This window comes from Erysipelatoclostridium sp. An173, from assembly GCF_963931465.1.
GTDB lineage: Bacteria > Bacillota_I > Bacilli_A > Erysipelotrichales > Coprobacillaceae > Thomasclavelia > Thomasclavelia merdavium.
Map to the genome: position 1 here is coordinate 1,634,695 of NZ_OZ007017.1, position 14,095 is coordinate 1,648,789.

The following is a 14,095-nucleotide window of genomic DNA, read 5'->3' on the forward strand; positions in this document are numbered from 1 at the left end:
CCTTCTTCTCTATTGTTCTTGTGCTTTTTCTTCAGCTACCATTTTATCATCATACATTTTAAAGAAAGGATAATACATAATCACTGAAATTAAAATTAAGATTACATTTAATACTGCTGCTCTCCAGTCACCACCACAAGCTAGATATGCTCCAATTGGACCTGGTAAAGTCCATGGTGCAACAGTGACTGCGCAATTAACCCAATGCATAGCTGTTGCTATCCAAGCAATAGTTGCTAAAACTAACGGAATAATAATAAATGGAATTAATAACATTGGATTCAATACAATTGGTGCACCGAAAATCATTGGTTCATTAATATTAAATACTGAAGGTAAAATTGTTGTTCTACCTAATGTTTTACCATATTTTGATTTTGCTTTTACACAGAATAAAATTGCTAATCCTAATGTTGCACCTGATCCACCGATATGAACAAACCATTGCAAAAATGGTTCAACACCAATATGTGTTGCTGCTTGTCCAGAAGCAATTGCTGCTGTATTTTGATCTAGCAAAATCAACCAAATTGGTCTAGCAAGAGAACTTACTACTGAATCCCCATGAATACCAAATGACCAGAAAAACATGATCAAGAAGATAATCAATAAAGTTGAAGGTAGCGTATCAGTAGCATTAACCAATGGTTTAATCAAATTACCGACGATTGAATGAACATCAATACCTAACCACATAGTAATTGTAGAAACACCTAAAATAATAATAACTGTTGGTGTTAATGATTCAAATGAACGAGCAACAGCAGGTGGTACTGCAGCTGGCATCGTAATTTTTATTCCTTTTACTTGTGTAAAACGATAAATTTCAACACCAATAAACGCCGAAAGAATTCCGATAAACATTCCTGCTGATCCTAGTGTTTCTGCCGGAATCACATAGCCAGATGGTAAACTATTTAAGAAAGTATTTAATTCAGCATTTTTGCTGGCTAATGCAGAAATTGATTCTGTCACTTCTGGAATAGATACAGGCACTACTGTCAATAAAAATGTCAGTTCTGCCATAATAGCTCCACTTAAACCATCTAAATCATATGATTTAGCAAGTGAATATCCGATTCCAAAAACAGCGTATAATGTCATGATATACATTGACATTCTATATGGTAATAAAATTGCAACCGCATTATTTTGAATTACTTGTCTAATCGCCCAAGATTCTGGCATCTGATTATAAGAGAATGCGATAACCATTAACAAAGAACTAACGATGATTAATGGCAATGTTGCGATGATACCGTCACGAATAGCTCGTAAATGTCTTTGATTTGATAATTTTTCTAAAGGTCCAGCTAAACGACCTTCAATCAAATTAGAAAGCTTTTCAAACATTCTTTTCCCTCCTATTTATTTAAAAATGAAAATAATGAAGAACGCCATACAGCTCATCAAAGTGCCAACTATATAGAATTCTTTACACAATTTCTTTTTACTTTCGATAAAAAACTGTGCAAAAGCAACACTATAACCACTAACAATTCCAGTAATAATAGCATTAGGCAAAAAGCTGTTGATATGTAACAAAGCGCAAACATTGACACAAATAAGCAATGTTGTTAAAGTCATAAAACAGATAAATAGTGCACTTTTAAACCCAAACATAGGTATATCATAATCAGTTACACCAAATACATTTTTATATTTTTTATTCTTTGCATCATTGACTACATATTTCCTCATTATTCTTACTCCTTATTGAAAACTTTTAATTGTTTTACTTATATTTTCCTGATGGCTTTTTAATGCATTTAAACACTCTGTTTCATTTTTCCCTGTTAAACCCATTAAAATGGCAACTTTAACATTATAATGACATTCGTCCAATAATTTTAAAGCAATATCTTCTGATACTTCAATTGCCTGACATACAATCGAAACAGCTCTCTGTTTTAACTTTTCATTAGTTGGTTGAACATCTACCATCAGATTTCCATATACTTTTCCCATTTTAATCATTGTTGCAGTTGAAAGCATATTAAGAATCATTTTTTGTGCAGTTCCTGCTTTCATCCTAGTTGAGCCTGTCACGACTTCTGGACCCACTACAGCTTCAATAGGATAATTAGCATATTGCGAGATAATTCCTTGATGAACACAACAAATCGAAATGGTTGAACATCCAAGATCTCTAGCGTAGTTTAAACCACCTATGACATATGGCGTTCTTCCTGAGGCAGCAATTCCACAGACAACATCATTGGAATTTAACTGAATTGACTTCAAATCAAGAATGGCCAGTTCTTGTGAATCTTCAGCACCCTCAATAGCTGTTGTCAAAGCCTGATTTCCCCCTGCAATTAATCCTTGAACAAGGGTAGGTTCAACTCCATAAGTTGGAGGACATTCAGAAGCATCCAAAATTCCCAGTCTTCCAGATGTACCTGCACCCATATAAATCAATCTGCCACCACAACTTATTTTTTTGCAGATACAGTCAACCGCTTTAGCAATTTCTGGCAAGACGTCTTTTACCGCTATTGCAACTTTTTGATCTTCATTATTGATTGTTTGTAAAATAGATAGTGTATCCATTTCATCAATATGTAATGATTCCTGATTGACTTTTTCTGTATCCAGTTTATTAATCTTCATCTTTCTCTTCCCTCCTTCCAAAAAAAGTATAACACTCTTGAAATAATATTTCAATATATATTTCATTATTTTTGAAATATTATTTTATATATTGTTTTTCTTTCTTGAAATATAAAAAGCCAAGGGAATTCCTTGACTTATATTTCTGATACAATTTTTCTTGATTCTATTAATTTTTGTTTATTTCTTTCGAGATCATCTTTAAAAACTCCATAATACAATAAATCAGTAATAACCAAAGATGAAATACGCGAAGAAATGGCTCCTAAACGTAAACTTTTCTCTTCACAAGGAACTACCAAATTAACACTGCTGCTTTTGCCAATTGGATTCTGTGTATACTGAGTAATAGAAATAACATTAATTTTTTTTGATTTCAACAGTTTTGCCATGTCAACCAATCCTTTAGTTGTTCCTGAATAACTAATAAAAATAGCGACATCATGATTTGTCATACTTTCGGCAAACGTCATCTGAACATGAAGATCATCATTATAAATCACTTTTTTACCGATACGAATCAGTTTCTGCTGTAAATCATTTGCAACGATTGCTGATCCACCTACTCCAAATAAATAAATGACATCTGCTTCTATCAGCAACTGAACCGCAGTTTCCAAATACTGCTCGCTTATAAGCTGATACGTTTTTAAAACAGTACTCATATTCATACGACAACATTTATCAACAAGTGTAGAAATATCATCATTAGTATTAATAATAATATCTATTTCATCATGATTTGTTTGTTGCGACTGTGCCAGACTCATCTTCATTTCCGTAAAGCCTTTATATCCAATTTTCTTTGAAAAACGAATTACTGCAGCAGCCGAAGTCCGGCTTTCATCTCCTAACTGCTGAGCTGAAAAGTTCAAAACATCTTGAGTGTGCTCTAAAATATAATCTGCTATCAGTTTTTCTGTCGATGTATAACTATTTTGTGCTTCTTTGATCTGTACTAAACAATTCATTTTTTATCACCTATTTTTATTATAACATCCCTTTCCTAAATTACTATCATATCTTTGTAATCATTTGATATACCTAATGATTATAAAAAAATAAAAATTAACTTTGCATTTACTAACAATTACGCTAATATAAACTATACATACATTTTTAATATATCATAGAAGGACTAATCAAATGATAAAAATCATCAAATATATATTTAAAATCACGATATTATTATGTTTAATTATTGGTGGATGCCTCTTTTATGCTTTTCAAATTGAACCATACCGTCTTACTATTAATGAATTTGAAATTAATCAAACTAGTTCTAATCAGCTGAAAATTGTTCAATTTTCTGATACACATATCAAAGAAGATTTCACTTATCAAAATCTTGACAATATCGTCAATCATATCAATCAACAAGACCCCGATATTGTTATTTTTACAGGTGACCTATACGATAATTATGCCAAGTACAATGATAATATAAACATAATAAATCAATTGCAAAAAATTAAGGCTAAATATGCCAAAATAGCCATCTGGGGAAATCGCGATTATGGTGGCAGAGCAAGTCGTGAATATGAAAACATTATAGAAAATTCCGGATGGACTATTTTAAAAAATCAAAATTATTACATATCGACTGACAACGATAAACAAATATTAATAACGGGATTAGATGATAGCATTTTTAGCAACGCCAAAATGCCTGATGTTCATCACACTAACTATGATTACCAAATTCTATTGAGCCATGAGCCTGATACCACTGACTTATTTAGTGAATATAGATACGATCTTATCTTAAGCGGACATAGCCATGGTGGTCAGATTGATATTCCTCTACTTCCCGCTATAAGTCAAAAAGCAGCTTCTTCTACTTCATATGCCAGTAAATATACCGGAGGTATGTATAAACTTAATGATAAAACCAATCTTTACGTTAACACCGGTATTGGTACAACGCATATTTCTGCAAGATTGGGTGTTGTACCTGAAATTGCTGTTTTTACGATTTATTTATAAAAAGCAAAAAAAAGAGAATTTTCTCTTTTTTTATTGCTGATATTTTTTGATGATATCATTCATCTGCTGCCATTTATTTTCCATATCTTCAATCAGTTTGAACTGAGTGCGACAGCGATCTAAATTATGATCTGGACGATGTATTTTAAAATAAATGTCACCCTGTAAATAATCTGTCAAAAATCTCATTCCACATTCATAAGTCATAACTAATGCCCCCATAGGCAACAATTCAATTTCCTTTTTTGTAAGCTTACCATTGCAGCCTTCAATAAATCCTTTAGCATAGATATCAAACAGTTCCATGTCACACCAAACTTTATCAAGATTCTGCTCATCCTCTAAAGCTGTACTAGCACCAAAACGAATCGAATCACCAAAATCATTCATTGCCAGTCCTGGCATGACCGTATCAAGATCAATGACACAAATGCCCTGATGAGTTTCATTATCAATCATGATATTATTTAATTTAGTATCATTATGACTCACACGAAGCGGTAATTCGCCCTTTTCTAACAAATCACCAAAAATATGTGCTAAATGTTCGTGTGCTAAAACAAAATCAATTTCTCTTTTAACCTTGGTCGCGCGATGACACACATCCTCTTGTACCGCTTTTTTAAATACAGCAAAACGTGCTTTCGTATCATGAAATCCCGGAATTGTTTCATGAAGTGTCGTGGCAGGATAGTCTGCCAAAAGATTCTGAAAATGACCAAACGCAAGCGCACTTTGATAAAAATCTTGTGGATCTTGCACCAGATCATAACTAGTTGCATTTTCTATATAATAAAAACAACGCCAATATTCTCCAAAAGAATCGATACAATATGGTTTTTGATCCTTGGTTAAAACAACATTAAGTGTTTCACGCTCTGGATCTCCATTATTTTCAATAATCTTTTGACGCAAAAAAGATGTTACATTAACAATATTTTCCATTAATTCTTGTGGTTTTGTAAAAACAGTTTTGTTCATTTTCTGTAAAATAACATGATAGTTTACATCATTATCTTTTTTTATTGTTACTAAATATGTATCATTGATATGCCCATTGCCAAACGGTATACTTTTAATAACATATCCATCTAAATCAAAGTGAAATAGTGCCTCACTTTGTCCACACCACAATTTTTCAGGATAAATACCCTGTTTTTTTAAATCAGCAATGGCTGCCATTACATCTTTTTTATCATCTTTATAAGTCATTCCATACCACTGGTTATTTGATACGAGAACCGATACATTTGCCTTTTGTTCATGAATCATTCCATTAACCACAGATGGCAAAAAATATTCTCCCTGTAAAGGATCATTTTTTAATGTTTGATTTAAAAAATCATTCAAACCGATTTGGAGTTCGTTTAAAAATGATTGTGTAAAACCCCATATATTCATTGAAACCAATGAATCACCTGATAATTCATGCCACGAATGATCATCATTATCAAAGTAAACGATATGATCATCATGTCTTTCGATACGTGTTCTTTCTATCACATCAGTTAAATTGTTATTTTCATCACAAGAACAAATACCACGTGCAACATGGCCATGTTTAGTCAATGTATGCTTTAAGTAGTATCCCACCATAGCATAATTATTTTTTTCATGTTCTTCTGATAAAAAGCGATAAATTTTCATAAATGCATCCATACCATAATAATCGTCAGCATTGATCACTGCAAAAGGTCCATCAATAACATCTTTACAGCACAAAACAGCATGAGCTGTTCCCCACGGTTTCACTCTTTGCAAAGGTACATAGTAATCATCAGGTATGTTATATAAATCTTGACAGACATATTCTACTTCAATCAATTTTGCTACTCTTTTACCAATGACTTCTTTAAATTCTTTTTCATTTTCTTTTTTAATGACAAAAATGACTTTGTCAAATCCTGCTCTTATTGCATCATAGATGGAAAAATCGATAATCACATGCCCTTGATCATCAATTGGATCAATTTGTTTTAATCCTCCATAGCGACTTCCCATTCCTGCTGCCATTATAACTAATACTGGTTTCTTCATTTTCTTTTTTCCTTTACAATTATATATTTTTACGTAAATCTTATTATACATTTATTAAAGACAAAAATCTATGTGTTCATAATAAATCAAAAAATAATGATACATTATATTTGCATAAACCAAGAACTTTCCTTATATTATTTATATATCATTAATAAGGAGATAACAATAATGATCGATTCATATTTTGATGGTGGGTTATTACAGTTAATCGGTTATAAATTATTTGGTTTTCTGCTTACAGTCTGTACCTTAGGTATTGGTGCTCCATGGGCCATATGGCTAATTTATAACTGGGAAATTAACCATACTGTCATTAATGGTCAAAGACTATATTTTGATGGCACTGTACTTAATCTATATGCACACTGGATAAAATGGCTACTGCTGACTATTATTACTTTTGGTATTTACGGTTTTTGGGTATGTATCGCTGTGAAAAAGTGGAAAACAAAACATACACATTTTATTTAAAAACACAGGATCAGTAAATGTTCCTGTGTTTTATCATTATATTTTTTTAACTGGATGACGAATAATCGTTTTCAATCTGGATTGATCAGTTTTTCGTGGATCACTAATATAAATTTCATGATGCATTCGCTGATCGTTGATATCCAATTGATATCCTTTTTGTTCCATAAACTGATGCATTGATGCAACTGTAGCCGGTTCATCATCATAAGGTCCTATATGCATACATTGTACACATGTTCCTTCATCGTACGAAAAAAATTCAACTTGTGAAAAATCCATTTTTTTCTTTTTCGTTGCCTGATCGATAGCCCAATTAAAATCTTCTTGAGTAACAAAATCCGGTAATCTAATCATTGAAATAAAACTAAACTTTTCTTTATGCAAATAATCAACACCTTTGATTCCTTCTTGCCACCATAATCCTTCTAGCGGAGGCACCACAAAATCAAAGTATCCCGCTATATGGTAAGTAGTATTTTTACTCATTTTAATTGTATAAGCTATTGCGTATAACAAAGGAATCGATTGACGATAAACACCATTTTCATCATTAGGATTACCTTTCCCCCGCACCGCAATATAATTCATTTTTGGTATATGAACAATAGCCATTTTTTTAGATAAATATAATTCTTTATACTCTTTTTATAATCAAAGACCATTTTCTTTCTCCTTTATCATATCTTTGTTTTTTCTAAAGATAAAAAATATTCTTCTAGTAATTTAATATAATGTTTCATTTGTGTAATCATTTTTAATGACGTAGGATCTTCCATATCATCAACAGCGATTTTAGCAATAAAATCATTACGATAAGGATCCTCACACGTTATGAAAGGACATCGATTCAAAGAAATAAGATTATCATATTTACTTTGAATTTTTCGGTTGTATCCAGACATCCAGATTTCAAAGCGACATGTTGAATGAATAAAAACTATTTGGATTTTTAAACCCTTATCTTTTAATTTTTGATTGGTTATCTGAAAATAAGAAAAATCCATTTTATTTTCAACAATCCGTGGATGAAAATCATAGTCTTTCATTTCTTTTTGTAATGTTGTAAAGATATATTTGAGTAAATCAAGAATTTGCTGATAGGCCGCTTGAATCGAAGTCGTCTTCATTAGATTTTTATATTCTAAAAATAATTGCCGATCAAATTTCATTAATTTTCCACCTCATCTACTTTTCCACAATAAAGACAAACACCTTGATGAACTGTTTTAAGATGTCCGCAATGATGACATCTGTATTTTTCCTTTTGCCAAGTCACAAATTTTTCAAGTCCATATTTTTGAATATATTCCAAATTTTCTAACATGCTCATATGATATTTATGACGATATCTTTTATCTAGATTTTTTAATCTTAAACAAGGATAACTGTGACATTCATAACAAAATCGCTTTTTTTATCACATTTATATATTGAACAGTTCTGACATGATTTTCTTAATGTATTATGGCCACAACCATCACATGGCAAACTGGTACTATGTCAAGATTTCGGACTACATAAATATGAGAAATTTAATTAATTGTTACTGATTAGATAGTTGTATTCATATTCATTTGGTGATTTGAAATCACAATGTGAATGTACCCTTATCGTATTATAGAATCCTTCTATGTATTCAAATACTAATCTATATGCATGTTCATAATTTGTTATCTTAAATCTGTTTAACCACTCTCTTTTTATTAATGCGTGATATGATTCTATACATGCATTATCCCATGGTGTCCCTTTTCGCGAATAGCTTCTCTTCATTTTTTTAGTTAGCTTTTTATATTTTTTGGATGTATAGTGCACCCCTCGATCGGCACTATACCGAATTCGGTATAGTTCGGATCGTGGAAATGAATTCAAAAATAGGATCATTGAAGAAGCGCTCGAAACATTTGATATCAGAAGATCATTAAGTCATAAAGGCTGCCCCTATGATAATGAAGTTGCAGAAGCGACATACAAAATCATCAAAACAGAGTTTGCGTTTAATAAAAGATTTGAAAGTTTTGAGGAACTAGAACTTGAATTATTTGATTATGTAAACTGGTATAACAATGTGAGGATACATGGCTCACTTGACTATAAAACACCAATTGAATTTAGGATGTTCTCATAGAAATTGTCCAAAAAAGTGTTGACAATCCATTTATAACGTTTATTAAGTTTCAGTAGGTACAAACAAATGACAAATGTACAAAATACTTTCACAACTATATTGCATAAAAGTTGTTTTGCCAATTGGTACGAATATGTTAATTCTGGTACCAATTTTTCACCAAAATCGAATAATTGGTAAATATCTTCAAATAAAAAAGTAGAGCGTGCTGATAAAATGTTCCTATTTTATCAAGACATTATAACACGTCTCTACTTAAATATTTTTATTAAATTAACGAACAACTATATTGACAATTTTGTTTTTAACAACAATAATTTTAACAATATTTTTACCATCTGTATGAGCCTTAACATTTTCTTGTTCAAAAGCTAATGTTTTTACAGCCTCTTCATCAGCATCTTTAGCAACTTGAATTTTAGCTCTTAATTTACCATTTACTTGAACACCCATTTCAATAGTTTGAGTTACTAACATGCTTTCATCATATGTTGGCCATGATTCATAAGCAATTGTATTTTCATGTCCTAATAAGTGCCACATTTCTTCACAAACATGTGGAGCAATACAACTTAACATCTTCACTAAATTTTCAGCATAAGGACGATAAACTGTTTTTGCCTTAAATGCTTCATTAACAAAAATCATCATTTGTGAAATAGCTGTATTGAAACCTAATGTTTCATAATCATTAGTTACTTTTTTAACTGTAGCATGATAAATAAAATCTAATGAGTGATCATTTTCATCACTTAATTTATCTGTTTCAATAACTAAACGATAAACACGATCTAACCATTTTCTTGCACTATCTACCCCACTATCACTCCATGGTTTACTAGCTTCTAATGGTCCCATAAACATTTCATAAACACGTAGAGTATCTGCACCATATTCATTAACGATATCATCTGGATTTATTACATTTCCTTTAGATTTACTCATCTTTTCACCATTACCACCTAAAATCATTCCTTGGTGATATAATTTTTTAAATGGTTCAGGATTTGATAAATATCCTTTATCATACAAATATCTATTCCACATACGAGAATATAATAAATGTCCAACTGCATGTTCAGGACCACCAACATATAAATCTACCGGTAACCAATGATCCAATAATTTACGATCTGCAATAGCCTTATCATTATGTGGATCAATGTAGCGCATATAATACCAGCTACTTCCAGCACTACCTGGCATTGTACTTGTTTCACGTTTACCTTTTTTCCCATTAACTTCAACATTTACCCAATCAACTGCTTTATCAAGTGGTGAAGCTCCTGATTTTGATGGTGAATAATCTTCTAATGGTGGTAAAATTAATGGTAACTCATCATCTGATAAAACAACAGATGTCCCATCATCAAAATTAATTACTGGAATTGGCTCACCCCAATATCTTTGTCTAGCAAAAATCCATTCTCTTAAACGGTAATTAATTTTCTTTTGTCCACAGTGATGTTCTTCTAACCATTTAACCATCGTATTAATTGCATCTTCTTTATTCATTCCATTTAAGAACTCAGAATTAATATGTTCTCCATCTTGAGTCCAAGCTGCTTTTGATACATCGCCACCAGCTAATACCGGAATAATTTCTAAACCAAATTTTTTCGCAAATTCAAAGTCACGTTCATCATGAGCTGGTACTGCCATAATTGCTCCAGTACCATATCCAGCTAAAACATAATCTGAAATCCAAATTGGGATTTTTTTATTATTTACCGGATTAATTGCATAAGCCCCAGTAAATACCCCAGTTTTATCTTTATTTAATTCAGTACGTTCTAATTCTGATTTTGTTGCACACACACTAATATAGTCATCAACTGCCTGTTTTTGCGCTGCAGTTGTAATTTTTGCAACTAGTTCATGTTCTGGGGCCAACACACAATATGTTGCACCAAATAATGTATCACAACGTGTTGTAAATACAGTAAATTTATCTTCATAACCGTCAACTTTAAAATCAACATGGGCACCAATTGATTTTCCAATCCAATTTCTTTGAATTTCTTTTGTTGATTCAGGCCAATCAATGTCTTCTAATCCAGCTAATAATTTTTCTGCGTATGCCGGAATATCGATTACCCATTGTTTCATATTTTTACGAATAACTGGGAATCCCCCACGTTCGCTTTTACCATCAATAATTTCATCATTAGCTAATACGGTTCCTAATTCTTCACACCAGTTGACTGGTATATCAACATTTTTAGCTAATCCATCGTTATATAATTGTTTAAAAATCCATTGTGTCCATTTGTAATAGCTAGGATCACAAGTTGAAACACATTTATCCCAATCAAATGAAAAACCTAACATTTTTAATTGTTTTGTAAATGTATTAATATTTTTAACTGTAAAGCCCTCAGGATGATTACCAGTTTTAATTGCATATTGTTCTGCAGGTAAACCAAAGGCATCAAATCCCATTGGATGTAAAACATTGTATCCTTGCATTCTTTTCATTCTTGATACAATATCAGTTGCTGTATATCCTTCTGGATGCCCTACATGTAATCCTTGTCCTGAAGGATATGGAAACATATCTAAAGCATAAAATTTAGGTTTAGAAAAGTCCCAGACATCAGTAAAAAAAGTTTTATTTTCTTCCCAATATTTTTGCCATTTCGGCTCAATTTGTTTGTGATCAAACGGCATTCTATACTTCCTCCTTAAAATAAAAAAAGCCGTCCATCTAAGGACGACTTAATATCGCGTTACCACCTTAGTTCCAGATTAAAAAAATCTAGCACTCAAAACTTTAACGCAGTTAACGGCAATAACTACTAACAATTTCATTATTGCATCTCCTAGGCGAGTTCATAATCTATTTTATCAGTTTCCACCAGCCACTGACTCTCTATAAAAAATTCAATTACTACTACTCCTATTCGTAGACTTTAAATACTCAAATATTATAACATAAATAGATAGATATGCAACAAATTTTAAACCAAACAAACTCAATTTTAATTATTAACCATGATATTTCAAAGCTTTAATTGGATCAAGGTGACTTGCTTTAAATGCTGGTAAACAACTGCTTAAAATACCTAATCCTAAAGCAAACAAATAAATAACTAACAATAACTTCAAATCAATTGACACAAAGTTACCTTCAAAACTATAACTTGTAATTACTAAACTATTAATCATTTGAACAATTTGAATCAATAAAATTAACGCTAAAACAAAACTAACTGTAACTAAAATTACACTTTCTAATAGTACTAATAATAAAATCTGAATTTTACTTGCTCCTAAACATTTAAAAATACCAAAATCCTTGGTCTTTTCAACAACAGATAAATACAATACCTCACCTATTAAAAAACAAGCTGCAATTATAGCTAATGAAGAAAACAATAATAAAACTCTTTGAATCTGTAGCAAAAAATTATCAACATTTGCATTGATATCTTGACCAGCAACCTTAAAATCCAAATATGAATATTTCTCTTTTAAATTTTTAATTTCATTTTCAACATTTACTAGCTGATTTAAATTCATTAAAACTAATTGAGTCGTGATTTCTTCTTTATTAACTTTAAAAATTTCACTAATATGTTCAAAATTAGCAAGCTCATTTATATACATCGTATCAAACATCGATACTTCATCTGTTATTCCTACAATTTTTAATTTAATCTTCTTTATTTGATTATCTTTTAAATAATATCCATATACATAACGATTAATCAATTTTTGATAATCATCACTTAAATGAACTGCTGTAGTTTTTGTCAAAACTATTTCATCATCCTTATTTAATTTTCTTCCATATTCAATTCTATTAGATTGAACTTTTTTTGTCATATCACTAATATAAACAGTTGACTCTGTTGCATAGCTATTTTTTAAAGAAATCCCTATAAATTCATAATCTACAGGTTCACCGTATAAATACTGATTTTGTGAATGTTCTTTTAGATTTATTAATTCTTGATAATTGATTGCTTGATGATTTTGCTGTTGTATTGAAATCAACTGATTTGGAAAAATAGAGGTTAATTGTTTTTTGACCTGGTTTTGTAAAGAGCCACTTAAAGTAAAAGTTATCATAATACAAAAAATAGCCAGGGTAATTCCGGCTGATATTTTCAAATTTCGATATAAATTAGAACGATATTGTAATAAAACTAGTTTAAAAATATTAGCTGGTGCATGTTTTTTTAACCGGCAATAAAATTTATCTGTTGTTTTAATAGAATCTCTTTTTTTAGTCAACTTGCCATTTTCCATAACATACAGTTGATCAGCATATTTAATAGCCAAATTTTCATCGTGACTAATTACAATTACCAATCTTTCTTTTGCTTCTTTTTTTAAAAGTTCAAATACTGCTTGACTATTTTCTTGATCCAAAGAGCCAGTTGGTTCATCACATAATAAAATATCCACATTTTTTATTATCGCCCGTAATAAAGCAACCCGTTGTTTTTGACCACCAGATAATAACCTGACTTTTTTTCTTTTTAACTTTTGTAGTTCTAATTTTTCTTCTTGATCTTCAATTGCTCGTTTATAAATTATCTTAGTAAAAAAGCCTGATAATAAATAATTATTTTTTACATTCAACCAATTAATTAAATTAAAATCTTGAAAAATAAAACCAACATGTTTCCGACAATAATTCTTTATTTTACGAATATTTTGATTATCAATAAAAATATTGCCTTGATAATTTAAGTCAATTCCCCCAATAATATTTAACAACGTAGTTTTCCCACATCCAGATTTACCAGTGATAATAACCATTCCTGTACTAGGAAAAGTAACACTTAAATTATCAATAACAAGATCATCATATTCTTTTGTTAAATTTTTAATTTCCAGCATATT

Annotated in this window: 11 protein-coding genes, 1 pseudogene and 1 other annotated feature; of the genes and pseudogenes, 3 read left to right on the top strand and 9 right to left on the bottom strand. The window is 30.8% G+C overall.

The genetic code is table 11. The features are described 5' to 3' along the window. Positions 1 to 9 precede the first annotated feature (9 nt). The 4 genes from ABGT36_RS08225 to ABGT36_RS08240 form a co-directional block, all read right to left on the bottom strand. On the bottom strand, positions 10 to 1,353 hold the full coding sequence (locus tag ABGT36_RS08225; RefSeq protein ID WP_346677616.1) for a PTS transporter subunit EIIC: 1,344 nt from the start codon (positions 1,351 to 1,353) through the stop codon (positions 10 to 12). A 15-nt stretch (positions 1,354 to 1,368) separates the two neighbouring features. Further along, positions 1,369 to 1,701 (bottom strand): hypothetical protein, encoded by a 333-nt coding sequence (locus ABGT36_RS08230; protein WP_346677617.1) that lies wholly within the window; start codon positions 1,699 to 1,701, stop codon positions 1,369 to 1,371. Positions 1,702 to 1,713: 12 nt separating this feature from the next. Further along, the gene (gene murQ / locus ABGT36_RS08235; protein WP_346677618.1) at positions 1,714 to 2,613 is read right to left on the bottom strand and encodes an N-acetylmuramic acid 6-phosphate etherase; all 900 of its coding nucleotides are present in this window, start codon (positions 2,611 to 2,613) and stop codon (positions 1,714 to 1,716) included. Positions 2,614 to 2,750: 137 nt separating this feature from the next. Then, positions 2,751 to 3,584, bottom strand: a complete 834-nt coding sequence (locus tag ABGT36_RS08240) for a MurR/RpiR family transcriptional regulator (RefSeq protein WP_346677619.1) — start codon at positions 3,582 to 3,584, stop codon at positions 2,751 to 2,753. A gap of 175 nt (positions 3,585 to 3,759) precedes the next feature. Here ABGT36_RS08240 and ABGT36_RS08245 point away from each other — a divergent pair, with 175 nt between their 5' ends. Continuing rightward, complete coding sequence (locus ABGT36_RS08245) at positions 3,760 to 4,599, top strand: metallophosphoesterase (RefSeq protein WP_346677620.1); 840 nt, start codon at positions 3,760 to 3,762, stop codon at positions 4,597 to 4,599. A 30-nt stretch (positions 4,600 to 4,629) separates the two neighbouring features. On the opposite strand, the gene ABGT36_RS08250 is transcribed toward ABGT36_RS08245, so the two are convergent. Then, positions 4,630 to 6,636 carry a phosphotransferase gene (locus tag ABGT36_RS08250; RefSeq protein WP_346677621.1) on the bottom strand — a complete coding sequence of 669 codons (2,007 nt, stop codon included), beginning with the start codon at positions 6,634 to 6,636 and terminating at the stop codon, positions 4,630 to 4,632. Between the two features lie 171 nt (positions 6,637 to 6,807). Between ABGT36_RS08250 and ABGT36_RS08255 the strand changes: the two genes are divergently transcribed. After that, positions 6,808 to 7,110, top strand: coding sequence for a hypothetical protein (locus ABGT36_RS08255; RefSeq protein WP_346677622.1), 303 nt, complete (start codon positions 6,808 to 6,810; stop codon positions 7,108 to 7,110). A 36-nt stretch (positions 7,111 to 7,146) separates the two neighbouring features. Here ABGT36_RS08255 and ABGT36_RS08260 read toward each other — a convergent pair whose 3' ends face one another. Next, positions 7,147 to 7,701, bottom strand: coding sequence for a GyrI-like domain-containing protein (locus tag ABGT36_RS08260; protein ID WP_346677623.1), 555 nt, complete (start codon positions 7,699 to 7,701; stop codon positions 7,147 to 7,149). 89 nt (positions 7,702 to 7,790) lie between these two features. Beyond that, a complete protein-coding gene (locus ABGT36_RS08265; RefSeq protein WP_346677624.1) occupies positions 7,791 to 8,282 on the bottom strand; it encodes a DUF7000 family protein in 492 nt (163 codons plus the stop codon). 680 nt (positions 8,283 to 8,962) lie between these two features. Here ABGT36_RS08265 and ABGT36_RS08270 point away from each other — a divergent pair. Next, positions 8,963 to 9,241: pseudogene (locus ABGT36_RS08270) on the top strand (IS3 family transposase); the annotation flags it as partial. A gap of 273 nt (positions 9,242 to 9,514) precedes the next feature. Here the strand turns inward: ABGT36_RS08270 and leuS are convergent. Next, positions 9,515 to 11,911 (bottom strand): leucine--tRNA ligase, encoded by a 2,397-nt coding sequence (leuS, locus tag ABGT36_RS08275; protein WP_346677625.1) that lies wholly within the window; start codon positions 11,909 to 11,911, stop codon positions 9,515 to 9,517. 36 nt (positions 11,912 to 11,947) lie between these two features. After that, positions 11,948 to 12,157: a binding site (T-box leader), on the bottom strand. 72 nt (positions 12,158 to 12,229) lie between these two features. Continuing rightward, a complete protein-coding gene (locus tag ABGT36_RS08280; RefSeq protein ID WP_346677626.1) occupies positions 12,230 to 14,092 on the bottom strand; it encodes an ATP-binding cassette domain-containing protein in 1,863 nt (620 codons plus the stop codon). Between the last annotated feature and the right edge of the window lie 3 nt (positions 14,093 to 14,095).

Excerpts from the sequence above, each read along its gene's own strand:
- ABGT36_RS08225 (WP_346677616.1), bottom strand. The coding sequence starts at position 1,353 with ATGTTTGAAAAGCTTTCTAATTTGATTGAAGGTCGTTTAGCTGGACCT.
- ABGT36_RS08230 (WP_346677617.1), bottom strand. The coding sequence starts at position 1,701 with ATGAGGAAATATGTAGTCAATGATGCAAAGAATAAAAAATATAAAAAT.
- murQ (WP_346677618.1), bottom strand. The coding sequence starts at position 2,613 with ATGAAGATTAATAAACTGGATACAGAAAAAGTCAATCAGGAATCATTA.
- ABGT36_RS08240 (WP_346677619.1), bottom strand. The coding sequence starts at position 3,584 with ATGAATTGTTTAGTACAGATCAAAGAAGCACAAAATAGTTATACATCG.
- ABGT36_RS08245 (WP_346677620.1), top strand. The coding sequence starts at position 3,760 with ATGATAAAAATCATCAAATATATATTTAAAATCACGATATTATTATGT.
- ABGT36_RS08250 (WP_346677621.1), bottom strand. The coding sequence starts at position 6,636 with ATGAAGAAACCAGTATTAGTTATAATGGCAGCAGGAATGGGAAGTCGC.
- ABGT36_RS08255 (WP_346677622.1), top strand. The coding sequence starts at position 6,808 with ATGATCGATTCATATTTTGATGGTGGGTTATTACAGTTAATCGGTTAT.
- ABGT36_RS08260 (WP_346677623.1), bottom strand. The coding sequence starts at position 7,701 with ATGAATTATATTGCGGTGCGGGGGAAAGGTAATCCTAATGATGAAAAT.
- ABGT36_RS08265 (WP_346677624.1), bottom strand. The coding sequence starts at position 8,282 with ATGAAATTTGATCGGCAATTATTTTTAGAATATAAAAATCTAATGAAG.
- leuS (WP_346677625.1), bottom strand. The coding sequence starts at position 11,911 with ATGCCGTTTGATCACAAACAAATTGAGCCGAAATGGCAAAAATATTGG.
- ABGT36_RS08280 (WP_346677626.1), bottom strand. The coding sequence starts at position 14,092 with ATGCTGGAAATTAAAAATTTAACAAAAGAATATGATGATCTTGTTATT.